We start from the raw sequence: 25,192 nt of genomic DNA on the forward strand, positions 1-25,192 counted from the left end.
AGATATGAAAATATCTGCCTTTGTTTTATCAGCGCAAGACTATTCTTCTGCGAGGGTTGTATCGATGGCTAAGGAAAAGTTTGATCGTTCCCTTCCCCACGTTAACGTCGGCACCATCGGCCACGTTGACCACGGTAAGACCACTCTGACCGCAGCTCTGACTCGCGTCTGCTCCGAGGTTTTCGGTTCGGCAGTCGTTGAGTTCGACAAGATCGACTCGGCTCCGGAAGAAAAAGCGCGCGGTATCACCATCAACACCGCTCACGTCGAGTACAACTCGAACATCCGTCACTACGCTCACGTTGACTGCCCAGGTCACGCTGACTACGTGAAGAACATGATCACCGGTGCTGCCCAGATGGACGGCGCGATCCTGGTTTGCTCGGCCGCCGATGGTCCGATGCCACAAACCCGTGAGCACATCCTGCTGTCCCGTCAGGTTGGCGTTCCGTACATCGTGGTCTTCCTGAACAAGGCTGACCTGGTAGACGACGCTGAGCTGCTGGAACTGGTCGAGATGGAAGTTCGCGACCTGCTGTCCACCTACGACTTCCCAGGCGACGACACCCCGATCATCATCGGTTCGGCTCGTATGGCGCTGGAAGGCAAAGACGACAACGAAATGGGCACTACCGCTGTCAAGAAGCTGGTAGAAACTCTGGATGCCTACATCCCTGAGCCAGTTCGTGCCATCGACCAGCCATTCCTGATGCCAATCGAAGACGTATTCTCGATCTCGGGTCGTGGTACCGTTGTTACCGGCCGTATCGAGCGTGGTATCGTCCGCGTTCAGGATCCGCTGGAAATCGTTGGTCTGCGTGACACCACCACCACCACCTGCACCGGTGTTGAGATGTTCCGCAAGCTGCTGGACGAAGGCCGTGCTGGCGAGAACTGCGGCGTTCTGCTGCGTGGTACCAAGCGTGACGACGTTGAGCGTGGCCAGGTTCTGGTCAAGCCAGGTTCGGTCAAGCCGCACACCAAGTTCACCGCAGAAGTCTACGTTCTGTCGAAGGAAGAAGGCGGCCGTCACACTCCGTTCTTCAAAGGCTACCGTCCTCAGTTCTACTTCCGTACCACTGACGTGACCGGTAACTGCGAACTGCCGGAAGGCGTTGAAATGGTAATGCCAGGTGACAACATTCAGATGACTGTTACCCTGATCAAGACCATCGCAATGGAAGACGGTCTGCGCTTCGCTATCCGTGAAGGCGGTCGTACCGTCGGCGCAGGCGTCGTAGCAAAAATTATTGAATAAGTAGTTGATTTATTTGATCAGGCCGGTATAATGGCCGGCCTGATACAGCGTTACAGGTCAGTAGCTCAATTGGCAGAGCGACGGTCTCCAAAACCGTAGGTTGGGGGTTCGATTCCCTCCTGACCTGCCATTTCACCTCGGTGTGATGGCTTTCTTCTTACAGGATCCTCCTCGATGACCCCCAAAACTGAAGCCCAAGAATCGCGTTTTGATCTGTTCAAGTGGCTGGCTGTAGTGGCTTTGGTGGTTGTTGGCGTAGTGGGTAACCAGTATTACTCCGCCTCCCCAATCCTGTATCGCGTTCTCGCACTTCTCGTCCTGGCTGCTGTCGCGGGCTTTGTAGCTCTGCAGACTGCGAAGGGCAAGTCGTTCTTTACGTTGGCGAAGGAAGCTCGTGCCGAGATTCGTAAAGTCGTGTGGCCGACCCGCCAGGAAACCACCCAGACCACGCTGATTGTCGTGGCTGTTGTGCTGGTTATGGCACTGCTGTTGTGGGGGCTCGACTCCCTGCTCGGCTGGGCGGTCTCCCTGATCGTTGGCTAAAGGTGTCCCGTGGCTAAGCGTTGGTATGTTGTGCATGCTTACTCGGGTTACGAGAAGCATGTAATGCGCTCCCTGATTGAGCGCGTCAAGCTGGCTGGCATGGAAGACGGTTTCGGCGAGATCTTGGTTCCGACCGAAGAAGTCGTCGAAATGCGTAACGGCCAGAAGCGCAAAAGTGAGCGCAAATTCTTCCCTGGCTATGTACTGGTCCAGATGGAGATGAACGAAGGGACTTGGCACTTGGTCAAGGACACCCCTCGTGTGATGGGCTTTATTGGCGGTACTGCAGACAAGCCTGCGCCGATCACTGATAAAGAAGCCGAGGCTATCCTGCGTCGCGTTGCCGACGGTAGCGACAAGCCGAAGCCGAAGACGCTGTTCGAGCCAGGTGAAGTGGTTCGTGTCATTGACGGTCCGTTCGCTGACTTCAATGGCAGTGTCGAAGAGGTTAACTACGAAAAGAGCCGCCTGCAGGTTGCAGTGCTCATTTTCGGTCGCTCTACTCCGGTGGAGCTCGAGTTCAGCCAGGTCGAAAAGGTCTAGGCGGACAAAGCATCCCATACCCCGCAGCCCTGTGTGCTGCGGGGTTTTGTCGTCACTGGGATAAAACGCAAGTCATCCGGGGAGCCATCAGGCGTTCGTACCCGATTTTGGAGTAGCTCATGGCTAAGAAGATTCAGGCTTACATCAAGCTGCAAGTTAAGGCCGGCCAGGCCAACCCAAGCCCACCCGTTGGTCCAGCACTGGGTCAACATGGTGTGAACATCATGGAATTCTGCAAGGCCTTCAACGCCCGTACCCAGGGTCAAGAAGCCGGCCTGCCGACTCCAGTGATCATCACTGTCTACAGCGACCGTAGCTTCACCTTCGAGACCAAGAGCACCCCTGCCTCGGTTCTGCTGAAGAAAGCTGCTGGCCTGACCAGTGGTTCGGCTCGCCCGAACACCGTTAAAGTCGGTACCGTTACCCGTGCTCAGCTGGAAGACATCGCGAAAGCCAAACAGGCTGACCTGACTGCCGCTGACCTGGACGCTGCTGTACGCACCATCGCTGGCTCTGCCCGCAGCATGGGCCTGAACGTGGAGGGTGTGTAATGGCTAAGCTGACCAAACGCCAAAAGGCAATCGCCGAGAAAATCGAAGCAGGCAAGGCCTACAACTTCGAAGAAGCGGCAACTCTGCTGGCCTCGCTGCCTGCTGCCAAGTTCGTCGAGTCCTACGACATCGCCGTAAACCTCGGTGTTGACCCGCGTAAATCCGACCAGGTCGTACGTAGCGCTACTGTGCTGCCGCACGGCACTGGCAAGACCGTTCGCGTTGCTGTTTTCACCCAGGGCCCAGCTGCTGAAGCTGCTCTGGCTGCAGGCGCTGACCGCGTCGGTATGGACGATCTGGCTGCCGAAATGAAAGGCGGCGACCTGAACTATGACGTCGTCATCGCATCGCCTGATGCCATGCGCGTTGTGGGTCAGCTGGGTCAGGTTCTGGGTCCTCGCGGCCTGATGCCTAACCCGAAAGTTGGTACCGTGACTCCAGACGTAGCCACTGCCGTGAAAAACGCCAAGGCTGGTCAGGTTCGCTACCGTACCGACAAGAACGGTATCATCCACACCTCCGTTGGCAAGGTCGGCTTTGAAGCTGGCAAGCTGAAGGAAAACGTTGAAGCCCTGATCGCTGACCTGAAGCGTATCAAGCCAGCTTCTTCGAAAGGTATCTACGTTAAGCGCGTTACCCTGAGCACCACCATGGGCCCAGGTCTGGTCATCGATCAGAGCTCGCTGAACGTGTAAGAACATGGTGGTGCGACATGTCGCGCCACCAGCAAAAATTGGGGTCCCTGCCTGGCGGGGGCTATCCAAGACCGTAGGCGGCGCAAGCCTTAAAAACCCAGCCCACGCAGATGGTGCTCCCGATTCGTTACCGAATCAGACACCAAAACGACATCAGGCTTCGGCCAGATGAAACGGTAAAAACCAGGAGTAAACCCGTGGCAATTAAACTCGAAGACAAGAAGGCCATCGTCGCTGAAGTCAACGAGGCTGCCAAAGTCGCTCTGTCCGCTGTCGTGGCTGATGCCCGTGGTGTGACTGTAGGCGCAATGACCGGACTCCGTAAAGAGGCCCGCGAAGCTGGCGTTTACGTACGTGTCGTACGTAACACCCTGCTCAAGCGCGCTGTTGAAGGCACCGAATTTTCGATCCTCAACGACGCGTTCAAAGGCCCGACCCTGATTGCTTTCTCTAACGAACACCCGGGCGCTGCCGCTCGTCTGTTCAAAGAGTTCGCCAAGGGTCAGGACAAGTTCGAGATCAAGGCAGCTGCGTTTGACGGCAATTTCATTGCAGCGAACCAGATCGACGTGTTGGCTACCCTGCCGACCCGCGACGAAGCTATTGCGAAACTGATGAGCGTTATTCAAGGCGCCACCAGCAAGCTGGCTCGTACTCTGGCAGCCATTCGCGACCAGAAAGAAGCTACCGCCGCCTAAGGCGTGCGAATTCTTTCAAAATCATACGTTTAATTTGATGGCTGCGTAGGCTGTCACCCCAATACAGGATTTAAGTCATGTCCCTGACTAACGAACAAATCATCGAAGCAATCGGCCAGAAAACCGTTCTGGAAGTTGTTGAGCTGATCAAAGCAATGGAAGAAACCTTCGGCGTTACCGCTGCTGTTGCCGCTGCTGGCCCAGCTGCTGCTGCTGCCGTTGTTGAAGAGCAGACCGAGTTCAACGTTGTTCTGGTTGAAGCCGGCGACAAGAAAGTGAACGTGATCAAAGCCGTTCGCGAGCTGACCGGTCTGGGCCTGAAAGAAGCCAAAGAGAAAGTCGATGGCGCTCCTCAGGTTGTAGCTGAAGGCGTTTCGAAAGAAGCCGCTGAAGACGCTAAGAAGAAGCTGGAAGAAGCAGGCGCTAAAGTCGAGCTGAAGTAATCTCGACCTTGCGATGCCAGCCTGAGCGTTGAGCAAAAGGCTGATGGCTGGTGGCTTATGCCACCGGCCTTTTTCCGTTATTGGTGGCCGGTCATGCCGGCCCCGATAACAAGCTGCAAGACACCCATGTGGGTGGCGCAAACCAAGGGGTTTGCACGATTTTCTGGCTGCTCCCGCCGGGAGAAGCCAAACAAGCAGGTGACCAAGCTGGGGAACGCTGATGGCTTACTCATACACTGAGAAAAAACGTATCCGCAAGGACTTTAGCAAGTTGCCGGACGTCATGGATGTGCCTTACCTCCTGGCCATCCAGCTGGATTCGTATCGCGAATTCCTGCAAGCGGGAGCATCCAAGGATAACTTCCGCGACGTCGGCCTGCACGCGGCCTTCAAATCGGTATTCCCGATCATCAGCTACTCCGGCAATGCTGCCTTGGAGTACGTAGGCTATCGCCTGGGCGAACCCGCCTTCGATGTGAAGGAATGTGTCCTGCGTGGTGTGACCTTCGCGGTACCACTGCGGGTCAAGGTGCGCCTGATCATCTTCGACAAGGAATCGTCGAACAAAGCGATCAAGGACATCAAAGAGCAAGAAGTCTACATGGGTGAAATCCCCCTGATGACTGAAAACGGTACCTTCGTAATCAACGGTACCGAGCGTGTGATCGTTTCCCAGCTGCACCGTTCGCCTGGTGTGTTCTTCGACCACGACCGTGGCAAGACCCACAGCTCCGGCAAGCTGCTGTACTCCGCTCGCATCATCCCTTACCGCGGCTCCTGGCTGGACTTCGAGTTCGACCCGAAGGACTGCGTGTTCGTACGTATCGACCGTCGCCGCAAACTGCCGGCCTCGGTGCTGCTGCGTGCCCTGGGCTACAGCACTGAAGAAGTGCTGAACACCTTCTACACCACCAACGTGTTCCACATTTCCGGCGAAAAACTCAGCCTGGAACTGGTGCCACAGCGTCTGCGTGGTGAAGTTGCTGTCATGGACATCCATGACGAAACCGGCAAAGTCATCGTCGAGCAAGGCCGCCGTATTACCGCGCGCCACATCAACCAGATCGAGAAAGCCGGCGTCAAGCAGCTGGACGTTCCTATGGAATACGTCCTGGGCCGCACCACCGCCAAGGCTATCGTGCATCCGGCTACCGGTGAGATCCTCGCCGAGTGCAACACCGAGATGACCACCGAGCTGCTGATCAAGGTCGCCAAGGCGCAGGTTGTCCGTATCGAGACCCTGTACACCAACGACATCGACTGCGGTCCGTTCATCTCCGACACGCTGAAGATCGACACCACCAGCAACCAGCTGGAAGCCCTGGTCGAAATCTACCGCATGATGCGTCCAGGCGAGCCGCCGACCAAGGATGCCGCCGAGACCCTGTTCAACAACCTGTTCTTCAGCGCCGAGCGTTACGACCTGTCCGCCGTTGGCCGCATGAAGTTCAACCGTCGTATCGGTCGTACCGAGATCGAAGGTTCGGGCGTGCTGAGCAAGGAAGATATCGTCGAGGTCCTGAAGACCCTGGTCGATATCCGTAACGGCAAAGGCATTGTCGACGACATCGACCACCTGGGTAACCGTCGCGTTCGTTGCGTCGGCGAGATGGCCGAGAACCAGTTCCGCGTTGGCCTGGTGCGTGTAGAGCGCGCGGTCAAGGAACGTCTGTCGATGGCGGAAAGCGAAGGCCTGATGCCGCAAGACCTGATCAACGCCAAGCCGGTCGCGGCGGCGGTGAAAGAGTTCTTCGGTTCCAGCCAGCTGTCCCAGTTCATGGACCAGAACAACCCGCTCTCCGAGATCACCCACAAGCGCCGCGTCTCTGCACTCGGCCCTGGCGGTCTGACCCGTGAGCGTGCTGGCTTTGAAGTCCGTGACGTGCACCCGACCCACTACGGCCGTGTGTGCCCGATCGAGACCCCTGAAGGTCCGAACATCGGTCTGATCAACTCCCTGGCAGCCTATGCCCGCACCAACCAGTACGGCTTCCTGGAAAGCCCGTACCGCGTGGTGAAAGAAGGTGTGGTCAGCGACGACATCGTGTTCCTGTCGGCCATTGAAGAAGCCGATCACGTCATCGCCCAGGCTTCGGCCGCGATGAACGACAAGAAGCAGCTGATCGATGAGCTGGTAGCGGTCCGTCACCTGAACGAATTCACCGTCAAGGCGCCGGAAGACGTCACCCTGATGGACGTTTCGCCGAAGCAGGTTGTTTCCGTCGCTGCCTCGCTGATCCCGTTCCTCGAGCACGACGACGCCAACCGTGCACTGATGGGTTCGAACATGCAGCGTCAGGCTGTACCGACCCTGCGTGCCGACAAGCCGCTGGTAGGTACCGGCATGGAGCGCAACGTTGCCCGTGACTCCGGTGTCTGCGTGGTTGCTCGCCGTGGTGGTGTGATCGACTCGGTCGACGCCAGCCGTATCGTCGTTCGCGTCAATGACGATGAAGTCGAGACCGGTGAAGCCGGTGTGGACATCTACAACCTGACCAAGTACACCCGTTCCAACCAGAACACCTGCATCAACCAGCGTCCGCTGGTCAGCAAGGGTGACAAGGTTCAGCGCAGCGACATCATGGCCGACGGCCCGTCCACCGACATGGGTGAGCTGGCACTGGGTCAGAACATGCGTATCGCCTTCATGGCGTGGAACGGCTTCAACTTCGAAGACTCCATCTGCCTGTCCGAACGTGTGGTGCAGGAAGACCGCTTCACCACGATCCACATTCAGGAACTGACCTGTGTGGCGCGTGATACCAAGCTTGGCCCAGAGGAAATCACTGCGGACATCCCGAACGTGGGTGAAGCCGCACTGAACAAGCTGGACGAAGCCGGTATCGTCTACGTGGGTGCAGAAGTCGGCGCGGGTGACATCCTGGTCGGTAAAGTTACGCCAAAAGGCGAAACGCAGCTGACCCCGGAAGAAAAACTGCTGCGCGCCATCTTCGGCGAAAAAGCCAGCGACGTTAAGGACACTTCCCTGCGCGTGCCGACCGGCACCAAGGGTACTGTCATCGACGTACAGGTCTTCACCCGTGATGGCGTCGAGCGCGACAGCCGCGCCCTGGCCATCGAGAAGATGCAGCTGGACGAGATCCGCAAGGACCTCAACGAAGAGTTCCGCATCGTTGAAGGCGCAACCTTCGAGCGTCTGCGTTCTGCCCTGAACGGCCAGGTGGTCGACGGTGGCGCGGGCCTGAAGAAAGGCACCGTGATCTCCGATGAAGTACTGGACGGTCTGGAGCACGGCCAGTGGTTCAAGCTGCGCATGGCTGAAGATGCACTGAACGAGCAGCTGGAAAAGGCTCAGCAGTACATCGTTGACCGTCGCCGTCTTCTGGACGACAAGTTCGAAGACAAGAAGCGCAAGCTGCAGCAGGGCGATGACCTGGCACCAGGCGTACTGAAGATCGTCAAGGTTTACCTGGCAATCCGCCGTCGCATCCAGCCGGGTGACAAGATGGCCGGCCGTCACGGTAACAAAGGTGTTGTCTCGGTTATCATGCCGGTTGAAGACATGCCGCACGACGCCAACGGTACTCCGGTCGACGTCGTACTGAACCCGCTGGGCGTACCTTCGCGTATGAACGTTGGTCAGATCCTTGAAACCCACCTGGGCCTTGCGGCCAAAGGCCTGGGCGAGAAGATCGACCGCATGCTCGAAGAGCAGCGCAAAGCCGCTGAGCTGCGTGTGTTCCTGACCGAGGTCTACAACGAGATCGGTGGTCGTCAGGAAAACCTCGACGAGTTTTCCGACGCCGAGATCCTGGCCCTGGCGCACAACCTGAAGAAAGGTGTGCCTATGGCTACTCCGGTCTTCGATGGTGCCAAGGAGCGCGAGATCAAGGCCATGCTGAAACTGGCAGACCTGCCAGAAAGCGGCCAGATGGTGCTGTTCGATGGCCGTACCGGCAACAAGTTCGAGCGTCCGGTGACCGTTGGTTACATGTACATGCTCAAGCTGAACCACTTGGTGGACGACAAGATGCACGCGCGTTCCACTGGTTCCTACAGCCTGGTTACCCAGCAGCCGCTGGGTGGTAAGGCGCAGTTCGGTGGTCAGCGTTTCGGGGAGATGGAAGTGTGGGCGCTGGAAGCATACGGCGCGGCATACACCCTGCAAGAAATGCTCACAGTGAAGTCGGACGACGTGAACGGCCGTACCAAGATGTACAAGAACATCGTGGATGGCGATCACCGTATGGAGCCGGGCATGCCCGAGTCCTTCAACGTGTTGATCAAAGAGATCCGTTCCCTCGGTATCGATATCGATCTGGAAACCGAATAACACGTGACGCGAAGGGGAGTGGGGCAGGTAATGCCCGCTCCCTGCTCCGCCAGGAGGAAAGGCCTTGAAAGACCTACTGAATTTGCTGAAAAACCAGGGTCAAGTCGAAGAGTTCGACGCCATCCGCATCGGTCTGGCGTCGCCTGAAATGATCCGTTCGTGGTCGTTCGGTGAAGTTAAGAAGCCGGAAACCATCAACTACCGTACGTTCAAGCCTGAGCGTGACGGCCTGTTCTGCGCCAAGATCTTTGGCCCAGTAAAGGACTACGAGTGCCTGTGCGGCAAGTACAAGCGCCTCAAGCACCGTGGCGTAATCTGCGAGAAGTGCGGCGTTGAAGTTGCCCTGGCCAAAGTGCGTCGTGAGCGCATGGCGCACATCGAGCTGGCCTCGCCGGTCGCCCACATCTGGTTCCTGAAGTCGCTGCCGTCCCGTATCGGCCTGCTGATGGACATGACCCTGCGTGACATCGAGCGCGTGCTCTACTTCGAGAGCTACGTCGTTATTGACCCGGGCATGACCACCCTGGAAAAGGGCCAGCTGCTGAACGACGAGCAGTACTTCGAAGCGCTGGAAGAGTTCGGTGACGACTTCGATGCCCGCATGGGTGCCGAGGCTGTCCGCGAGCTGCTGCACGCTATCGACCTGGAGCACGAGATCGGCCGCCTGCGCGAAGAAATTCCGCAGACCAACTCGGAAACCAAGATCAAGAAGCTGTCCAAGCGCCTGAAGCTGATGGAAGCTTTCCAGGGCTCGGGCAACCTGCCTGAGTGGATGGTGCTGACCGTTCTGCCAGTACTGCCGCCGGACCTGCGTCCGCTGGTACCACTGGATGGTGGCCGTTTCGCGACCTCCGACCTGAACGACCTGTATCGCCGGGTGATCAACCGTAACAACCGTCTGAAGCGCCTGCTGGATCTGTCGGCGCCGGACATCATCGTGCGCAACGAAAAGCGCATGCTGCAGGAGGCGGTCGACGCCCTGCTGGACAACGGCCGTCGCGGTCGCGCCATCACCGGCTCGAACAAGCGTCCGCTGAAGTCCCTGGCCGACATGATCAAAGGTAAGCAAGGTCGCTTCCGTCAGAACTTGCTCGGTAAGCGTGTGGACTACTCCGGCCGTTCGGTAATTACCGTAGGCCCGACCCTGCGTCTGCACCAGTGCGGTCTGCCGAAGAAGATGGCCCTCGAGCTGTTCAAGCCGTTCATTTTCGGCAAGCTGGAGATGCGTGGTCTGGCGACCACCATCAAGGCTGCCAAGAAGATGGTCGAGCGCGAGCTGCCAGAGGTATGGGACGTTCTCGCCGAGGTGATCCGCGAACACCCCGTACTGCTCAACCGTGCGCCAACCCTGCACCGTCTGGGTATCCAGGCCTTTGAACCGGTTCTGATCGAAGGTAAAGCCATCCAGCTGCACCCGCTGGTCTGCGCCGCGTACAACGCCGACTTCGACGGTGACCAGATGGCCGTTCACGTGCCGCTGACGCTGGAAGCCCAGCTCGAAGCGCGCGCGCTGATGATGTCGACCAACAACATCCTGTCGCCAGCCAACGGTGAGCCAATCATCGTTCCGTCGCAGGACGTTGTACTGGGTCTGTACTACATGACCCGTGAGGCCATCAATGCCAAGGGCGAAGGTCGCGTATTCGCTGATCTGCAGGAAGTCGACCGCGTATTCCGCGCCGGCGAAGCTGCCCTGCACGCGAAAATCAAGGTTCGTATCAACGAAACCGTGAAAGAGCGTGATGGCTCGGTGGTCAAGAACACCCGTATCGTCGACACCACCGTCGGCCGTGCGCTGCTGTTCCAGGTTGTACCGGCAGGCCTGCCGTACGATGTGGTCAACCAGCCAATGAAGAAAAAGGCGATCTCCAAGCTGATCAACCAGTGCTACCGCGTGGTTGGTCTGAAAGAGACCGTCATCTTCGCTGACCAGTTGATGTACACCGGTTTCGCCTACTCGACCATTTCCGGTGTTTCCATCGGTGTTAACGACTTCGTTATCCCGGACGAGAAGGCCCGCATCATCGGTAACGCAACCGATGAAGTGAAGGAAATCGAGAGCCAGTACGCCTCCGGCCTGGTAACCCAGGGCGAGAAGTACAACAAGGTCATCGACTTGTGGTCCAAGGCGAACGACGAAGTGTCCAAGGCGATGATGGCCAACCTCTCGAAAGAGAAGGTCATCGACCGCGAGGGCAAAGAAGTCGAGCAAGAGTCCTTCAACTCGATGTACATGATGGCTGACTCGGGTGCGCGGGGTTCCGCAGCCCAGATCCGTCAGCTGGCCGGTATGCGTGGCCTGATGGCCAAGCCGGACGGCTCGATCATCGAGACGCCGATCACCGCGAACTTCCGTGAAGGTCTGAGCGTACTCCAGTACTTCATCTCGACCCACGGTGCTCGTAAGGGTCTGGCGGATACCGCCTTGAAGACTGCGAACTCGGGTTACCTGACGCGTCGTCTGGTAGACGTTGCCCAGGATCTGGTAGTAACCGAGATCGACTGCGGCACCGACCAAGGCCTGGTGATGACCCCGCATATCGAAGGCGGCGACGTTGTAGAGCCGCTGGGCGAACGTGTACTGGGTCGTGTCATCGCCCGCGACGTGTTCAAGCCAGGCACCGAGGACGTCATCGTTCCGGCCGGTACCCTGGTCGACGAGCAGTGGGTCGAGTTCATCGAGCTGAACAGCATCGACGAAGTGATCGTGCGTTCGCCGATCAACTGCGAAACCCGCTACGGCATCTGCGCCAAGTGCTACGGTCGTGACCTGGCTCGCGGTCACCAGGTGAACATCGGTGAGGCTGTCGGCGTTATCGCTGCGCAGTCGATCGGTGAGCCAGGTACCCAGCTGACCATGCGTACGTTCCACATCGGTGGTGCTGCAAGCCGTACTTCGGCTGCCGACAGCGTCCAGGTGAAGAACGGCGGTATGGTGCGTCTGCACAACCTGAAGCAGGTCGAGCGTGCCGACGGCAACCTGGTTGCCGTATCGCGTTCCGGTGAGTTGGCCATTGCCGACGAATTCGGCCGTGAGCGTGAGCGCTACAAGCTGCCTTACGGTGCAGTGATTTCGGTCAAGGAAGGTGAAAAGGTCGAGGCTGGCGCCATCGTCGCCAAGTGGGACCCGCACACCCACCCGATCGTTACCGAGCTGAAAGGTACCGTGACCTTCGTGGGCATGGAAGAAAACATCACCATCAAGCGTCAGACCGATGAGCTGACCGGCTTGACCAACATTGAAGTGCTGGATGTCAAGGATCGCCCTGCCGCAGGCAAGGAAATCCGTCCGGCAATCAAGATGGTCGATGCCGCTGGCAAGGATCTGTACCTGCCAGGTACCGACGTACCTGCCCAGTACTTCCTGCCGGCTAACGCCCTCGTGGGTGTGGCTGACGGTGCCCAGATCGGTGTTGGTGACGTTATTGCGCGTATCCCGCAAGAAACGTCGAAGACCCGTGACATCACCGGTGGTCTGCCACGCGTTGCCGACCTGTTCGAAGCGCGTCGTCCGAAAGAAGCCTCGATTCTGGCTGAAGTCAGCGGCACCATCGCATTCGGTAAAGAGACCAAGGGCAAGCGTCGCCTGGTGATCACGCCGACCGACGGTAGCGATCCGTACGAAGAGCTGATTCCGAAGTGGCGCCACCTGAACGTGTTCGAAGGTGAGCAGGTAAACCGCGGTGAAGTTATCTCCGACGGCCCGAGCGATCCGCACGACATCCTGCGTCTGCTGGGTGTCAGCGCGCTGGCGAAGTACATCGTCAACGAGATCCAGGACGTTTACCGTCTGCAAGGCGTGAAGATCAACGACAAGCACATCGAGACCATCCTGCGTCAGATGCTGCGCAAGGTCGAGATCTCCGAGTCGGGCGATTCCAGCTTCATCAAGGGCGACCAGATGGAACTGACCCAGGTACTGGTAGAGAACGAGCGTCTCGCCAGCGAGGACAAGTTCATCTCCAAGTTCACCCGTGTGCTGCTGGGTATCACCAAGGCCTCGCTGTCGACCGAGTCGTTCATCTCCGCGGCTTCCTTCCAGGAAACCACCCGCGTACTGACCGAAGCGGCGGTAACCGGCAAGCGTGACTACCTGCGCGGCCTGAAGGAGAACGTGGTCGTGGGTCGTTTGATCCCGGCCGGTACTGGTCTGGCTTACCACAGCGAGCGTAAGCGTCGCCGTGATGCCGACAAACCGTTGCGTGTCAGCGCCAGTGAGGTGGAAGCCGCACTGACCGAAGCGCTGAATTCCAGCGGTAACTAAGTCCAGGGCGGGGCCCCGGCTACCCTCGAACGGACATCGGCGACATGAAATGTTGCCGATGATCGGGCGAGGAGGGCCGGGGCCTTGTCTTGACTGGGTGCAAGATCCTCTTTAGACTTTTGTACCCTTAAATTTGGTGAGGCTCCGTCTCGCCAATTTTTGGCTTTCTTGCAAGACAATAGAGTCGCAAGACAATCAGTGGAGCTAGTAGATGGCAACTATCAACCAGCTGGTACGTCAGCCGCGTAAGCGTTCGGTCGAGAAGTCCGACGTTCCTGCGCTGCAGAACTGCCCGCAACGTCGTGGCGTGTGCACCCGTGTGTACACCACCACGCCGAAAAAACCTAACTCGGCACTGCGTAAAGTATGCCGTGTGCGTCTGACCAACGGTTTCGAGGTTTCCTCGTACATCGGTGGTGAAGGCCACAACCTGCAAGAGCACAGCGTCGTCCTGATCCGTGGCGGCCGTGTAAAAGACTTGCCAGGTGTTCGTTACCACACCGTTCGCGGCTCTCTGGATACTTCGGGCGTCAAAGGCCGTAACCAGGGTCGTTCGAAATACGGTACCAAGCGTCCGAAGTAATCGGCCGTTTGCAGACATCCATTTTTTTGAGTCGATAAGAGTAAGGTCGGGCAGGGGTCGAAGACCCGCGTCCCGGGCTAACCTGAAGACCGTTTGAGGGCTTATCATGCCAAGACGTCGTGTAGCAGCAAAACGTGAGATCCTTGACGATCCGAAGTACGGATCCCAGATCCTCGCCAAGTTCATGAACCACGTGATGGAAAGCGGCAAGAAGGCCGTAGCCGAGCGCATCGTTTACGGTGCCCTGGATACCGTCAAAGCACGCAAGAACAGCGACCCCCTGGAAATCTTCGAGAAAGCTCTCGACGCCATCGCTCCGCTGGTCGAAGTCAAGTCCCGCCGTGTAGGCGGTGCTACTTACCAGGTTCCGGTTGAAGTTCGTCCATCCCGTCGTAACGCTCTGGCAATGCGCTGGCTCGTAGACTACGCCCGCAAGCGCGGCGAGAAGTCGATGGCTCTGCGTCTGGCCGGCGAACTGCTGGATGCTGCCGAAGGCAAGGGTGCTGCAGTCAAGAAGCGTGAAGACGTGCACCGTATGGCTGAAGCCAACAAAGCGTTCTCGCACTACCGCTTCTAATTCAAGCATCAATCATTTTGCGAGGGCTTTATGGCTCGTACTACAGCAATTAACCGCTACCGTAACATCGGTATCTGTGCCCACGTTGACGCGGGCAAGACTACCACTACCGAGCGGATCCTGTTCTACACAGGTCTGAGCCACAAGATGGGCGAGGTGCATGACGGCGCCGCGACCACCGACTGGATGGTGCAGGAGCAGGAGCGCGGTATCACCATTACCTCCGCTGCCGTTACCACCTTCTGGAAAGGTTCCCGTGGTCAGTACGACAACTACCGCGTAAACGTCATCGATACCCCCGGCCACGTTGACTTCACCATTGAAGTAGAGCGTTCGCTGCGCGTACTCGACGGCGCGGTCGTTGTGTTCTGCGGTACCTCCGGCGTTGAGCCGCAGTCCGAAACCGTATGGCGTCAGGCCAACAAGTACGGCGTTCCACGTGTTGTCTACGTGAACAAGATGGACCGTGCCGGTGCCAACTTCCTGCGCGTTGTAGGTCAGATCAAGAACCGTCTGGGTCACACCCCGGTACCGGTCCAGCTGGCCATCGGTGCAGAAGATGACTTCCAGGGTCAGGTTGACCTGATCAAGATGAAAGCCATCTACTGGAACGACGACGACAAAGGCACCACCTACCGCGAGGAAGAAATTCCTGCCGAGCTGGTGGACCTGGCCAACGAATGGCGCAGCAACATGGTCGAGGCTGCTGCCGAGGCCAACGAAGAGCTGATGAACAAGTACCTTGAAGAAGGTGACCTGTCCGTCGAAGACATCAAGGCTGGTCTGCGCGCCCGTACCCTGGCGAGCGAGATCGTTCCTGCTGTCTGCGGTTCTTCGTTCAAGAACAAGGGCGTTCCCCTGGTTCTCGATGCCGTCATTGACTACCTGCCTGCGCCAACCGAGATCCCTGCGATCAAGGGTATCCACCCTGATCTGATCGACGTGCCGAAGGATGAAGTCAAGCCTGAACAGTACGACGAGCGTCCTGCTGACGACAACGAGCCGTTCTCGGCCCTGGCGTTCAAGATCGCTACCGACCCGTTCGTGGGTACCCTGACCTTCGTCCGCGTCTACTCGGGCTTCCTGACCTCTGGTGACTCCGTCATCAACTCGGTCAAGGGCAAGAAAGAGCGCGTTGGCCGTATGGTGCAGATGCACGCCAACCAGCGTGAAGAGATCAAGGAAGTACGTGCAGGCGACATCGCTGCTCTGATCGGGATGAAGGACGTCACCACCGGTGATACCCTGTGCAACCTCGACAAGCCGATCATCCTTGAGCGTATGGACTTCCCTGAGCCGGTAATTTCGCTCTCCGTAGAGCCGAAAACCAAGGCTGACCAGGAGAAGATGGGTATCGCACTGGGCAAGCTGGCCCAGGAAGACCCGTCGTTCCGCGTCAAGACCGACGAAGAAACCGGCCAGACCATCATCTCCGGTATGGGTGAGCTGCACCTGGACATCCTCGTTGACCGCATGAAGCGCGAATTCAACGTCGAGTGCAACGTGGGCAAGCCGCAGGTTTCGTACCGCGAGAAGATCACCAAGTCCAACGTCGAGATCGAAGGCAAGTTCGTTCGTCAGTCGGGTGGTCGTGGTCAGTTCGGTCACTGCTGGATCCGTTTCTCGGAGCCAGACGTCGACGAGAAGGGCAACATCACCGAAGGTCTGGTCTTCACCAACGAAGTCGTTGGTGGTGTGATTCCGAAGGAATTCATCGCCCCGATCCAGAAGGGTATCGAAGAGCAGATGAAAAACGGCGTTGTTGCCGGCTATCCGCTGCTCGGCCTGAAGGCTACAGTGTTCGACGGTTCGTACCACGACGTCGACTCCAACGAAATGGCGTTCAAGATCGCCGCTTCGATGGCGACCAAGCAACTGGCCCAGAAGGGCGGTGGCGTGGTGCTTGAGCCGATCATGAAGGTCGAAGTTGTAACCCCGGAAGACTACCTGGGTGACGTGATGGGTGACCTGAGCCGTCGTCGTGGGATGATCCAGGGTAATGAAGACTCGGTGTCCGGCAAGGTAATCACTGCTGAGGTACCACTCGGAGAAATGTTCGGTTACGCAACCGACGTTCGTTCCATGTCTCAGGGTCGCGCAAGCTACTCCATGGAATTCTCCAAATACGCCGAAGCTCCGTCGAACATCGTCGAAGCACTCGTTAAAAAACAAGGCTAATCCCCTTTAGGCAAGAGGTTCACTGTCGTGGCTAAAGAAAAATTTGATCGTTCCCTTCCCCACGTTAACGTCGGCACCATCGGCCACGTTGACCACGGTAAGACCACTCTGACCGCAGCTCTGACTCGCGTCTGCTCCGAAGTTTTCGGTTCGGCAGTCGTTGAGTTCGACAAGATCGACTCGGCTCCGGAAGAAAAAGCGCGCGGTATCACCATCAACACCGCGCACGTCGAGTACAACTCGAACATTCGTCACTACGCTCACGTTGACTGCCCAGGTCACGCTGACTACGTGAAGAACATGATCACCGGTGCTGCCCAGATGGACGGCGCGATCCTGGTTTGCTCGGCCGCCGATGGTCCGATGCCACAAACCCGTGAGCACATCCTGCTGTCCCGTCAGGTTGGCGTTCCGTACATCGTGGTCTTCCTGAACAAGGCTGACCTGGTAGACGACGCTGAGCTGCTGGAACTGGTCGAGATGGAAGTTCGCGACCTGCTGTCCACCTACGACTTCCCAGGCGACGACACCCCGATCATCATCGGTTCGGCTCGTATGGCGCTGGAAGGCAAAGACGACAACGAAATGGGCACTACCGCTGTCAAGAAGCTGGTAGAAACTCTGGATGCCTACATCCCTGAGCCAGTTCGTGCCATCGACCAGCCATTCCTGATGCCAATCGAAGACGTATTCTCGATCTCGGGTCGTGGTACCGTTGTTACCGGCCGTATCGAGCGTGGTATCGTCCGCGTTCAGGATCCGCTGGAAATCGTTGGTCTGCGTGACACCACCACCACCACCTGCACCGGTGTTGAGATGTTCCGCAAGCTGCTGGACGAAGGCCGTGCTGGCGAGAACTGCGGCGTTCTGCTGCGTGGTACCAAGCGTGACGACGTTGAGCGTGGCCAGGTTCTGGTCAAGCCAGGTTCGGTCAAGCCGCACACCAAGTTCACCGCAGAAGTCTACGTTCTGTCGAAGGAAGAAGGCGGCCGTCACACTCCGTTCTTCAAGGGCTACCGTCCTCAGTTCTACTTCCGTACCACTGACGTGACCGGTAACTGCGAACTGCCGGAAGGCGTTGAAATGGTAATGCCAGGTGACAACATTCAGATGACTGTTACCCTGATCAAGACCATCGCAATGGAAGACGGTCTGCGCTTCGCTATCCGTGAAGGCGGTCGTACCGTCGGCGCCGGCGTCGTAGCCAAAATCATCGAGTAATCTCTCGACCGATTGAAAAAACCCCCGCTCAGCGGGGGTTTTTTTTATTGGGTTGACACTAAATGGGGGCGTCTATAGAATCACGCCTCCTTTTAGCGGGCGTAGTGCGTCCGTTGGGAACAGCCTGGAGTCTGAAATCCAATGCAAAATCAGCAAATCCGTATCAGGTTGAAGGCTTTCGACCATCGCCTGATCGACCAATCCACCCAGGAAATCGTGGAAACCGCGAAACGTACTGGTGCACAAGTGCGTGGTCCAATTCCACTGCCTACCCGCAAAGAGCGTTTCACCGTTCTGGTTTCCCCGCACGTCAACAAAGACGCGCGTGACCAGTACGAGATCCGCACTCATAAGCGTGTTCTGGACATCGTCCAGCCAACGGATAAAACCGTTGACGCGCTGATGAAGCTTGATCTGGCGGCAGGTGTGGAAGTACAGATCAGCCTCGGCTAAGACTTCGGTCTAGTCGTGTAACGCTCTGAAATGGGCGGCCATAGCGGGTGAAAGCCCCGTACACTCATGAGGTTTACAACATGACTATTGGTGTAATCGGTCGCAAGTGCGGTATGACCCGCATTTTCACCGAAGAAGGTGTCTCCATTCCGGTCACGGTCATTGAGATCGAGCCGAATCGCGTCACCCAGTTCAAAACTGAAGAAACCGATGGCTACCGTGCAGTGCAAGTCACTGTCGGCGAGCGTCGTGCTTCGCGTGTGACTGCCGCTCAGGCAGGCCACTTCGCCAAGGCCAACGTTGCCGCTGGTCGCGGTGTTTGGGAGTTCCGTCTTGAAGAAGGCGATTTCCAGGCTGGCGATCTGATCAAAGCTGAACTCTTCACTGCAGGCCAGCTGGTTGACGTTACTGGTCAGTCCAAAGGTAAAGGCTTTGCCGGTACCATCAAGCGCTGGAACTTCCGTGGTCAGGACAACACCCACGGTAACTCCGTGTCGCACCGTGTTCCTGGTTCCATCGGCCAGTGCCAGACTCCTGGTCGTGTGTTCAAGGGCAAGAAAATGTCCGGTCACATGGGCGCCGAGCGCGTGACTGTTCAGTCCCTGGAAGTAGTTCGCGTAGACGCTGAACGCAACCTGCTGCTGATCAAAGGTGCCGTACCTGGCGCTACTGGTGGCGACGTGGTTGTACGTCCAGCTGTCAAGGCTCGCGGTTAAGGGGAAACTGACATGCAACTTAATGTAAATGACGCTCAGGCGATCGAAGTTTCCGAACTGACTTTCGGTGGCGAATTCAACGAGACGCTGGTTCACCAAGCAGTCGTGGCCTACATGGCTGGCGGCCGTCAGGGTACCAAGCAGCAGAAGACCCGTTCCGACGTGGCTGGTGGCGGTAAGCGCCCATGGCGTCAGAAGGGTACTGGCCGTGCTCGTGCTGGTACCACTCGTGGTCCGATCTGGCGTGGCGGTGGTGTAACCTTCGCAGCTCGCCCTCAAGATCACTCGCAGAAGCTCAACAAGAAGATGTACCGCGCAGCACTGCGCTCCATCCTCGCTGAGCTGGTGCGTAGCGACCGTCTGGTCGTGGTTCAGGACTTCGCTGTTGAAGCGCCAAAAACCAAAGATCTGCTGAACAAGCTGAACGGCATGGGTCTGAGCGATGTTTTGATCGTTTCCGACGCTGTTGATCAGAACCTGTACCTGGCTGCTCGTAACCTGCCGCACGTCGACGTACGTGACGTACAAGGTTCCGACCCGGTCAGTCTGATCGCATACGAGAAAGTGTTGATCACTGTCTCGGCCGTGAAGAAATTCGAGGAGCTGCTGGGATGAACCAGGAACGCGTATTCAAAGTCCTCCTTGGCCCGCACGTTTCCGAGAAGGCTACCGTTCTGGCTGAGAAAAAAGGCCAGTTCGTATTCAAGGTTGCTACTGATGCAACCAAGCTGGAAATCAAGAAAGCTGTCGAAGGCCTGTTCAACGTAAAAGTTGAAAACGTGTCGACTGTTAACGTTCTGGGTAAAACCAAGCGTACCGCACGTGGTCTGGGCAAGCGTAATGACTGGAAGAAGGCGATCGTCTCCCTTCAGCCAGGCCAAGATCTCGATTTCAGCAGCAGTGCTGAGTAAGGAAGGGGTGCATCATGGCAATCGTTAAATGCAAACCGACTTCCCCTGGCCGCCGTTTCGTGGTCAAGGTGGTCAACAAGGAGCTGCACAAAGGCGCTCCTCACGCACCGCTGATCGAGAAAAAATCGAAGTCTGGTGGTCGTAACAACAATGGCCGCATTACCACTCGTCACGTGGGTGGTGGTCATAAGCAGCATTACCGTCTGGTCGACTTCCGTCGCAACGACAAAGATGGCATCCCAGCCACTGTCGAGCGTATCGAATACGACCCGAACCGTACTGCTCACATCGCCCTGCTGTGCTACGCAGACGGTGAGCGTCGCTACATCATCGCCCCTAAAGGCGTGAGCGCTGGCGACCAGCTGATCGCAGGTGCACTGGCCCCAATCAAGGCTGGTAACTCCCTGCAGCTGCGCAACATTCCAGTAGGTAGCACCATCCACGGCATCGAACTGAAGCCGGGTAAAGGTGCACAGATCGCTCGTTCCGCTGGTGCTTCGGCTCAGCTGATCGCTCGCGAAGGTGTCTACGTGACCCTGCGTCTGCGCTCTGGTGAAATGCGTAAAGTCCTGGCTGAGTGCCGTGCGACCCTGGGCGAAGTCTCGAACTCCGAGCACAGCCTGCGTTCGCTGGGTAAAGCTGGTGCCAAACGCTGGCGCGGCGTTCGCCCAACCGTTCGTGGTGTTGCCATGAACCCGGTTGACCACCCACACGGTGGTGGTGAAGGTCGTACCTCCGGTGGTCGTCATCCGGTATCGCCATGGGGCTTCCCAACCAAGGGTGCTAAAACCCGTGGTAATAAGCGTACCGACAACATGATCGTCCGTCGTCGCAAGTAACTAGAGGGATACGACAGTGCCACGTTCTCTGAAAAAAGGTCCTTTTATCGATCTTCACCTGCTGAAGAAGATCGAAGTGGCGGTGGAGAAGAATGATCGCAAGCCAGTTAAAACCTGGTCGCGTCGTTCGATGATCCTGCCACAAATGGTCGGTCTGACCATCGCGGTACACAACGGTCGTCAACATGTCCCAGTTCTGGTGAACGAAGACATGGTCGGCCACAAACTGGGCGAGTTCGCCGGTACCCGCACCTATCGCGGGCACGTGGCTGACAAGAAAGCCAAGCGTTAAGGGGTAAGGAAATGGAAGTAGCCGCTAAGTTGTCGGGCGCTCGAATCTCCGCCCAGAAAGCCCGCTTGGTCGCCGACCAGATCCGCGGGAAGAAGGTGGGCGAAGCGCTCAACCTGTTGGCCTTCAGCAGCAAAAAAGCTGCTGAAATCATGAAGAAAGTCCTCGAGTCGGCCGTAGCCAACGCCGAACACAACGAAGGCGCAGACGTTGATGACCTGAAGGTCTCCACCGTCTTCGTCAACGAAGGGCGTTCGCTGAAGCGCATCATGCCACGTGCCAAAGGCCGTGCTGATCGCATCGTCAAGCGGTCTTGCCATATCACTGTCAAGGTTGCGGACAAGTAACGGAGTCGATCAGATGGGTCAGAAAGTACATCCCACTGGCATTCGCCTGGGAATCGTCAAGGAGCACACCTCCGTCTGGTACGCAGACGGTGCTACTTACGCAGATTACCTGTTGAAGGATCTGAAAACGCGTGAGTACCTCCAAGACAAACTAAAAAGCGCGTCCGTAAGCCGTATCGATATTCATCGTCCGGCTCAAACTGCACGCATCACCATCCACACCGCTCGTCCAGGTATCGTTATCGGGAAGAAAGGTGAAGATGTCGAGAAGCTGCGTCAGGACCTGACCAAGCAGATGGGTGTGCCTGTGCACATCAACATCGAAGAGATCCGCAAGCCGGAACTCGACGCTATGCTGGTTGCGCAGAGCGTAGCTCAGCAGCTGGAGCGCCGCGTAATGTTCCGTCGCGCCATGAAGCGCGCCGTACAGAACGCCATGCGTATTGGTGCCAAGGGCATCAAGATCCAGGTGAGCGGTCGTCTCGGCGGTGCTGAGATTGCTCGTACCGAGTGGTATCGCGAAGGTCGTGTGCCGCTGCACACCCTGCGTGCCGATATCGACTACAACACCTACGAAGCTCACACCACTTACGGTGTGATCGGTGTGAAGGTTTGGATCTTCAAAGGCGAAGTTATTGGTGGTCGCCAAGAAGAACTGAAACCACAAGCACCAGCGCCTCGTAAAAAAGCTGCTAAGTAAGGGGTACGCCAAATGTTGCAACCAAAGCGTACAAAATTCCGCAAGCAGATGACTGGCCACAACCGTGGTCTGGCACTGCGCGGTAGCAAAGTCAGCTTCGGCGAATTCGCCCTGAAAGCTGTTGCTCGCGGTCGCCTCACCGCTCGCCAGATCGAGTCCGCACGTCGTGCGCTGACCCGTCACGTTAAGCGTGGCGGCAAGATCTGGATCCGTGTGTTCCCGGACAAGCCGATCTCCAAGAAGCCTCTCGAGGTTCGTATGGGTAAAGGTAAGGGTTCCGTGGAATACTGGGTTGCCCAGATCCAGCCAGGCAAAGTCCTGTACGAGATCGAGGGTGTTTCTGAAGAGCTGGCGCGCGAAGCTTTCGCCCTGGCTGCTGCAAAGCTGCCTCTCGCCACCTCCTTTGTTAAGCGGACGGTGATGTGATGAAAGCGAATGAACTTCGTGAAAAATCGGCACAGCAACTGAACGAGCAACTGCTCGGCTTGCTGCGCGACCAGTTCAATCTGCGTATGCAGAAAGCAACTGGCCAGTTGGGGCAGTCGCACCTGCTCTCGCAAGTTAAGCGTGACATCGCTCGCGTGAAAACTGTGCTCAACCAGCAGGCAGGTAAGTGATCATGGCTGAAGCTGAAAAAACCGTCCGTACGCTGACTGGCCGTGTCGTCAGCGACAAAATGGACAAGACCATCACCGTTCTGATCGAGCGTCGCGTCAAGCACCCGATCTACGGTAAATACGTTAAGCGTTCGACTAAGCTGCACGCGCACGACGAAACCAACCAGTGCAAAATCGGCGACAAGGTTTCCATTACCGAAACCCGTCCGCTGGCCAAGACCAAGTCCTGGGCACTGGTTGAAGTCCTCGAACGCGCTGTTGAAGTCTAAGGGCTAGGGGTCGGAGAAATTTTATGATTCAGACTCAATCCATGCTCGATGTGGCCGATAACAGCGGCGCTCGTCGCGTCATGTGCATCAAGGTGCTCGGCGGTTCCCACCGCCGTTACGCTGGCATCGGTGACATCATCAAAGTAACCGTCAAGGAAGCAATTCCGCGCGGTAAGGTCAAAAAAGGCCAGGTGATGACTGCTGTTGTCGTCCGTACCCGTCACGGTGTACGTCGCGCTGACGGTTCCATCATTCGTTTCGACGGCAACGCTGCTGTTCTGCTGAACACCAAGCAAGAGCCGATCGGCACTCGCATCTTCGGGCCAGTGACCCGTGAACTTCGTACTGAGAAGTTCATGAAGATCGTCTCGCTCGCCCCTGAAGTGCTGTAAGGAGATCCGACATGCAAAAGATTCGTCGTGACGACGAGATCATCGTGATCGCCGGCAAAGACAAAGGTAAGCGCGGTAAGGTGCTGAAGGTTCTGGCTGATGACCGTCTGGTTATCGGTGGCGTGAACCTGGTCAAGCGTCATACCAAGCCTAACCCGATGGCGGGCGTACAGGGCGGTATCGTCGAGAAAGAAGCGCCTCTGCACGCTTCCAACGTTGCCATCTTCAACGGTGAAACCAACAAGGCTGATCGCGTTGGCTTCAAAGTAGAAGACGGTAAAAAAATTCGTGTCTTCAAGTCGACCCAAAAAGCGGTTGATGCTTGAACACTGCTAGGTAGAAGACCATGGCACGACTGAAAGAGATTTACCGGAACGAAATCGCTCCTAAGCTTAAGGAAGAACTTAAGCTGTCGAACGTGATGGAAGTTCCGCGCGTTACCAAGATCACCCTGAACATGGGTCTGGGCGAAGCGATCGGCGACAAGAAAGTCATCGAGCACGCTGTTGCCGACCTGGAAAAGATCACCGGTCAAAAGCCGGTTGTGACTTTCGCTCGCAAGTCCATCGCTGGCTTCAAAGTCCGCGAAGGCTGGCCGATCGGCGTCAAGGTGACCCTGCGTAGCGACAAGATGTACGAATTCCTGGACCGCCTGCTGGCGATCTCCCTGCCTCGGGTTCGCGACTTCCGCGGCCTGAATGCCAAGTCCTTCGATGGCCGTGGCAACTACAGCATGGGCGTGAAAGAGCAGATCATCTTCCCGGAAATCGACTACGACAAGATCGATGCTCTGCGCGGTTTGGACATCACCCTGACCACCACTGCTCGTTCGGACGACGAAGGCCGCGCTCTGCTGCGTGCTTTCAAGTTCCCGTTCCGCAACTGATTGGAGTAGGAAAATGGCCAAGAAGAGCATGAAAAACCGCGAGCTGAAGCGTCAGCTCACGGTAGCCAAGTTCGCTAAGAAGCGTGCTGAACTGAAAGCGACCATCGTCAACGTCAACGCCTCTCCTGAAGAGCGTTTCGCTGCCGTAGTCGCTCTGCAGAAGCAGCCACGCGACGCTAGCGCTTCGCGCCTGCGCAACCGTTGCCGCCTGACCGGTCGTCCTCACGGTGTATACCGTAAGTTCGGCCTGGGCCGTAACATGCTGCGTCAAGCTGCAATGCGCGGTGACGTACCAGGTCTGGTCAAGGCCTCCTGGTAATCGCTGCAGGCGAGATCCCGGCGCAAGGGGAGCAATCTTCCGACCGCCGGTGACCTTGCCATCAAACAAGCCCCTACATGGGGCTTGTTTCGTTTCTACCTTGTGTCTAGAATGACCGGCTCACCTGAGCCTGGGGTTTTCCCCTGCCTGTTCGGGTGGTTGTGATAGCCGCAAGGCTAATAATTCTTGTATCAGGAGCATCTAGCCCATGAGTATGCAGGACCCGTTAGCGGACATGCTAACTCGCATCCGTAATGCCCAGATGGCTGAAAAGTCCGTCGTAAGCATGCCTTCCTCCACCCTGAAGGTCGCGGTTGCCAAAGTTCTGAAAGACGAAGGTTACATCGCTGGCTACCAGGTAACTGGTGAGGCCAAGCCTTCCCTGTCGATCGAACTGAAGTATTTCGAAGGCCGTCCGGTCATCGAAGAACTGAAGCGCTCCAGCCGTCCAGGCCTGCGCCAGTACAAGTCCGTCGCAGAGCTGCCGAAAGTACGTGGCGGTCTGGGCGTGTCTATCGTCTCCACCAACAAAGGTGTGATGACTGATCGCGCTGCGCGCGCTGCCGGTGTCGGCGGCGAAGTTCTGTGCACAGTGTTCTAAGGGGA

Annotated in this window: 29 protein-coding genes and 1 tRNA gene; all 30 read left to right on the forward strand. The window is 57.3% G+C overall.

Features of this window, described 5'->3' with window-relative positions:
* The first annotated feature begins 64 nt into the window (after positions 1–64).
* The 30 genes from tuf (GEV39_RS02155) (at position 65) to rpsH (ending at position 25,187) form a co-directional block, all read left to right on the forward strand.
* The gene (gene tuf, locus GEV39_RS02155; RefSeq protein ID WP_010951775.1) at positions 65–1,258 is read left to right on the forward strand and encodes an elongation factor Tu; all 1,194 of its coding nucleotides are present in this window, start codon (positions 65–67) and stop codon (positions 1,256–1,258) included.
* A gap of 54 nt (positions 1,259–1,312) precedes the next feature.
* Positions 1,313–1,388 (forward strand) — tRNA-Trp (locus GEV39_RS02160).
* A 44-nt stretch (positions 1,389–1,432) separates the two neighbouring features.
* The gene (gene secE, locus GEV39_RS02165; RefSeq protein WP_009681243.1) at positions 1,433–1,801 is read left to right on the forward strand and encodes a preprotein translocase subunit SecE; all 369 of its coding nucleotides are present in this window, start codon (positions 1,433–1,435) and stop codon (positions 1,799–1,801) included.
* Between the two features lie 9 nt (positions 1,802–1,810).
* Complete coding sequence (gene nusG, locus GEV39_RS02170; protein WP_003255501.1) at positions 1,811–2,344, forward strand: transcription termination/antitermination protein NusG; 534 nt, start codon at positions 1,811–1,813, stop codon at positions 2,342–2,344.
* A 119-nt stretch (positions 2,345–2,463) separates the two neighbouring features.
* Positions 2,464–2,895: a 50S ribosomal protein L11 gene (gene rplK, locus GEV39_RS02175; RefSeq protein WP_003255500.1), complete on the forward strand. Its 432-nt coding sequence runs from the start codon at positions 2,464–2,466 to the stop codon at positions 2,893–2,895.
* Positions 2,895–3,590 carry a 50S ribosomal protein L1 gene (gene rplA / locus GEV39_RS02180; RefSeq protein ID WP_009681244.1) on the forward strand — a complete coding sequence of 232 codons (696 nt, stop codon included), beginning with the start codon at positions 2,895–2,897 and terminating at the stop codon, positions 3,588–3,590. Before rplK ends, rplA begins: the two co-directional genes overlap by 1 nt.
* Before the next feature lie 197 nt (positions 3,591–3,787).
* Complete coding sequence (gene rplJ / locus GEV39_RS02185; RefSeq protein WP_009681245.1) at positions 3,788–4,288, forward strand: 50S ribosomal protein L10; 501 nt, start codon at positions 3,788–3,790, stop codon at positions 4,286–4,288.
* A gap of 77 nt (positions 4,289–4,365) precedes the next feature.
* The gene (gene rplL / locus GEV39_RS02190) at positions 4,366–4,731 is read left to right on the forward strand and encodes a 50S ribosomal protein L7/L12 (RefSeq protein WP_003255496.1); all 366 of its coding nucleotides are present in this window, start codon (positions 4,366–4,368) and stop codon (positions 4,729–4,731) included.
* 220 nt (positions 4,732–4,951) lie between these two features.
* A complete protein-coding gene (rpoB, locus tag GEV39_RS02195) occupies positions 4,952–9,025 on the forward strand; it encodes a DNA-directed RNA polymerase subunit beta (protein WP_009681246.1) in 4,074 nt (1,357 codons plus the stop codon).
* A gap of 64 nt (positions 9,026–9,089) precedes the next feature.
* Positions 9,090–13,289 carry a DNA-directed RNA polymerase subunit beta' gene (gene rpoC, locus GEV39_RS02200; protein WP_014589475.1) on the forward strand — a complete coding sequence of 1,400 codons (4,200 nt, stop codon included), beginning with the start codon at positions 9,090–9,092 and terminating at the stop codon, positions 13,287–13,289.
* A 211-nt stretch (positions 13,290–13,500) separates the two neighbouring features.
* Positions 13,501–13,872, forward strand: coding sequence for a 30S ribosomal protein S12 (gene rpsL / locus GEV39_RS02205; protein WP_003255492.1), 372 nt, complete (start codon positions 13,501–13,503; stop codon positions 13,870–13,872).
* Between the two features lie 106 nt (positions 13,873–13,978).
* On the forward strand, positions 13,979–14,449 hold the full coding sequence (gene rpsG / locus GEV39_RS02210) for a 30S ribosomal protein S7 (protein WP_003246741.1): 471 nt from the start codon (positions 13,979–13,981) through the stop codon (positions 14,447–14,449).
* Positions 14,450–14,479: 30 nt separating this feature from the next.
* A complete protein-coding gene (gene fusA, locus GEV39_RS02215; protein WP_054913551.1) occupies positions 14,480–16,627 on the forward strand; it encodes an elongation factor G in 2,148 nt (715 codons plus the stop codon).
* Positions 16,628–16,654: 27 nt separating this feature from the next.
* Entirely contained in the window at positions 16,655–17,848 is a 1,194-nt protein-coding gene (gene tuf, locus GEV39_RS02220; RefSeq protein WP_010951775.1) for an elongation factor Tu, read from the forward strand.
* 141 nt (positions 17,849–17,989) lie between these two features.
* The gene (rpsJ, locus tag GEV39_RS02225) at positions 17,990–18,301 is read left to right on the forward strand and encodes a 30S ribosomal protein S10 (RefSeq protein ID WP_003186070.1); all 312 of its coding nucleotides are present in this window, start codon (positions 17,990–17,992) and stop codon (positions 18,299–18,301) included.
* A gap of 80 nt (positions 18,302–18,381) precedes the next feature.
* The gene (gene rplC / locus GEV39_RS02230) at positions 18,382–19,017 is read left to right on the forward strand and encodes a 50S ribosomal protein L3 (RefSeq protein ID WP_003255486.1); all 636 of its coding nucleotides are present in this window, start codon (positions 18,382–18,384) and stop codon (positions 19,015–19,017) included.
* Positions 19,018–19,029: 12 nt separating this feature from the next.
* On the forward strand, positions 19,030–19,632 hold the full coding sequence (gene rplD / locus GEV39_RS02235) for a 50S ribosomal protein L4 (protein ID WP_003255485.1): 603 nt from the start codon (positions 19,030–19,032) through the stop codon (positions 19,630–19,632).
* Positions 19,629–19,928: a 50S ribosomal protein L23 gene (gene rplW, locus GEV39_RS02240; RefSeq protein ID WP_003255484.1), complete on the forward strand. Its 300-nt coding sequence runs from the start codon at positions 19,629–19,631 to the stop codon at positions 19,926–19,928. The genes rplD and rplW overlap by 4 nt, the downstream gene beginning before the upstream one ends.
* 14 nt (positions 19,929–19,942) lie before the next feature.
* Positions 19,943–20,767, forward strand: coding sequence for a 50S ribosomal protein L2 (gene rplB, locus GEV39_RS02245; protein ID WP_003255483.1), 825 nt, complete (start codon positions 19,943–19,945; stop codon positions 20,765–20,767).
* 16 nt (positions 20,768–20,783) lie between these two features.
* Positions 20,784–21,059, forward strand: a complete 276-nt coding sequence (gene rpsS, locus GEV39_RS02250; protein ID WP_010486981.1) for a 30S ribosomal protein S19 — start codon at positions 20,784–20,786, stop codon at positions 21,057–21,059.
* Positions 21,060–21,070: 11 nt separating this feature from the next.
* Positions 21,071–21,403 carry a 50S ribosomal protein L22 gene (gene rplV, locus GEV39_RS02255; RefSeq protein WP_003103908.1) on the forward strand — a complete coding sequence of 111 codons (333 nt, stop codon included), beginning with the start codon at positions 21,071–21,073 and terminating at the stop codon, positions 21,401–21,403.
* Positions 21,404–21,416: 13 nt separating this feature from the next.
* A complete protein-coding gene (gene rpsC / locus GEV39_RS02260; RefSeq protein ID WP_003255481.1) occupies positions 21,417–22,103 on the forward strand; it encodes a 30S ribosomal protein S3 in 687 nt (228 codons plus the stop codon).
* A gap of 12 nt (positions 22,104–22,115) precedes the next feature.
* Positions 22,116–22,529 carry a 50S ribosomal protein L16 gene (gene rplP, locus GEV39_RS02265; RefSeq protein WP_003255479.1) on the forward strand — a complete coding sequence of 138 codons (414 nt, stop codon included), beginning with the start codon at positions 22,116–22,118 and terminating at the stop codon, positions 22,527–22,529.
* On the forward strand, positions 22,529–22,720 hold the full coding sequence (gene rpmC / locus GEV39_RS02270) for a 50S ribosomal protein L29 (RefSeq protein ID WP_002555481.1): 192 nt from the start codon (positions 22,529–22,531) through the stop codon (positions 22,718–22,720). Before rplP ends, rpmC begins: the two co-directional genes overlap by 1 nt.
* Positions 22,721–22,722: 2 nt before the next feature.
* Complete coding sequence (gene rpsQ / locus GEV39_RS02275; protein WP_023534981.1) at positions 22,723–22,989, forward strand: 30S ribosomal protein S17; 267 nt, start codon at positions 22,723–22,725, stop codon at positions 22,987–22,989.
* A gap of 23 nt (positions 22,990–23,012) precedes the next feature.
* Complete coding sequence (rplN, locus tag GEV39_RS02280; RefSeq protein WP_008089810.1) at positions 23,013–23,381, forward strand: 50S ribosomal protein L14; 369 nt, start codon at positions 23,013–23,015, stop codon at positions 23,379–23,381.
* A gap of 11 nt (positions 23,382–23,392) precedes the next feature.
* Positions 23,393–23,707, forward strand: coding sequence for a 50S ribosomal protein L24 (gene rplX, locus GEV39_RS02285; protein ID WP_003255476.1), 315 nt, complete (start codon positions 23,393–23,395; stop codon positions 23,705–23,707).
* Positions 23,708–23,727: 20 nt separating this feature from the next.
* The gene (gene rplE / locus GEV39_RS02290; protein ID WP_003255474.1) at positions 23,728–24,267 is read left to right on the forward strand and encodes a 50S ribosomal protein L5; all 540 of its coding nucleotides are present in this window, start codon (positions 23,728–23,730) and stop codon (positions 24,265–24,267) included.
* A 13-nt stretch (positions 24,268–24,280) separates the two neighbouring features.
* Positions 24,281–24,586: a 30S ribosomal protein S14 gene (rpsN, locus tag GEV39_RS02295; RefSeq protein WP_009681970.1), complete on the forward strand. Its 306-nt coding sequence runs from the start codon at positions 24,281–24,283 to the stop codon at positions 24,584–24,586.
* A gap of 208 nt (positions 24,587–24,794) precedes the next feature.
* Entirely contained in the window at positions 24,795–25,187 is a 393-nt protein-coding gene (gene rpsH, locus GEV39_RS02300) for a 30S ribosomal protein S8 (RefSeq protein WP_009681971.1), read from the forward strand.
* Positions 25,188–25,192: the final 5 nt, after the last annotated feature.

The sequence above is a fragment of the Pseudomonas sp. NY5710 genome (genome assembly GCF_013305665.1).
Taxonomy (GTDB): domain Bacteria; phylum Pseudomonadota; class Gammaproteobacteria; order Pseudomonadales; family Pseudomonadaceae; genus Aquipseudomonas; species Aquipseudomonas juntendi.

What these genes read in the sequence shown, in the direction of transcription:
- rplE (WP_003255474.1), top strand. Translation starts at nt 23,728, where the DNA reads ATGGCACGACTGAAAGAGATTTACCGGAACGAAATCGCTCCTAAGCTT.
- rpsN (WP_009681970.1), top strand. Translation starts at nt 24,281, where the DNA reads ATGGCCAAGAAGAGCATGAAAAACCGCGAGCTGAAGCGTCAGCTCACG.
- rplA (WP_009681244.1), top strand. Translation starts at nt 2,895, where the DNA reads ATGGCTAAGCTGACCAAACGCCAAAAGGCAATCGCCGAGAAAATCGAA.
- rplK (WP_003255500.1), top strand. Translation starts at nt 2,464, where the DNA reads ATGGCTAAGAAGATTCAGGCTTACATCAAGCTGCAAGTTAAGGCCGGC.
- rpsL (WP_003255492.1), top strand. Translation starts at nt 13,501, where the DNA reads ATGGCAACTATCAACCAGCTGGTACGTCAGCCGCGTAAGCGTTCGGTC.
- rplW (WP_003255484.1), top strand. Translation starts at nt 19,629, where the DNA reads ATGAACCAGGAACGCGTATTCAAAGTCCTCCTTGGCCCGCACGTTTCC.
- rpsC (WP_003255481.1), top strand. Translation starts at nt 21,417, where the DNA reads ATGGGTCAGAAAGTACATCCCACTGGCATTCGCCTGGGAATCGTCAAG.
- rpsJ (WP_003186070.1), top strand. Translation starts at nt 17,990, where the DNA reads ATGCAAAATCAGCAAATCCGTATCAGGTTGAAGGCTTTCGACCATCGC.
- rplB (WP_003255483.1), top strand. Translation starts at nt 19,943, where the DNA reads ATGGCAATCGTTAAATGCAAACCGACTTCCCCTGGCCGCCGTTTCGTG.
- rpoB (WP_009681246.1), top strand. Translation starts at nt 4,952, where the DNA reads ATGGCTTACTCATACACTGAGAAAAAACGTATCCGCAAGGACTTTAGC.
- rpsQ (WP_023534981.1), top strand. Translation starts at nt 22,723, where the DNA reads ATGGCTGAAGCTGAAAAAACCGTCCGTACGCTGACTGGCCGTGTCGTC.
- secE (WP_009681243.1), top strand. Translation starts at nt 1,433, where the DNA reads ATGACCCCCAAAACTGAAGCCCAAGAATCGCGTTTTGATCTGTTCAAG.
- rplX (WP_003255476.1), top strand. Translation starts at nt 23,393, where the DNA reads ATGCAAAAGATTCGTCGTGACGACGAGATCATCGTGATCGCCGGCAAA.
- rplV (WP_003103908.1), top strand. Translation starts at nt 21,071, where the DNA reads ATGGAAGTAGCCGCTAAGTTGTCGGGCGCTCGAATCTCCGCCCAGAAA.
- rplN (WP_008089810.1), top strand. Translation starts at nt 23,013, where the DNA reads ATGATTCAGACTCAATCCATGCTCGATGTGGCCGATAACAGCGGCGCT.
- rplP (WP_003255479.1), top strand. Translation starts at nt 22,116, where the DNA reads ATGTTGCAACCAAAGCGTACAAAATTCCGCAAGCAGATGACTGGCCAC.
- fusA (WP_054913551.1), top strand. Translation starts at nt 14,480, where the DNA reads ATGGCTCGTACTACAGCAATTAACCGCTACCGTAACATCGGTATCTGT.
- rpsH (WP_009681971.1), top strand. Translation starts at nt 24,795, where the DNA reads ATGAGTATGCAGGACCCGTTAGCGGACATGCTAACTCGCATCCGTAAT.
- tuf (WP_010951775.1), top strand. Translation starts at nt 65, where the DNA reads ATGGCTAAGGAAAAGTTTGATCGTTCCCTTCCCCACGTTAACGTCGGC.
- rplL (WP_003255496.1), top strand. Translation starts at nt 4,366, where the DNA reads ATGTCCCTGACTAACGAACAAATCATCGAAGCAATCGGCCAGAAAACC.
- rpsG (WP_003246741.1), top strand. Translation starts at nt 13,979, where the DNA reads ATGCCAAGACGTCGTGTAGCAGCAAAACGTGAGATCCTTGACGATCCG.
- rplD (WP_003255485.1), top strand. Translation starts at nt 19,030, where the DNA reads ATGCAACTTAATGTAAATGACGCTCAGGCGATCGAAGTTTCCGAACTG.
- rplC (WP_003255486.1), top strand. Translation starts at nt 18,382, where the DNA reads ATGACTATTGGTGTAATCGGTCGCAAGTGCGGTATGACCCGCATTTTC.
- rpmC (WP_002555481.1), top strand. Translation starts at nt 22,529, where the DNA reads ATGAAAGCGAATGAACTTCGTGAAAAATCGGCACAGCAACTGAACGAG.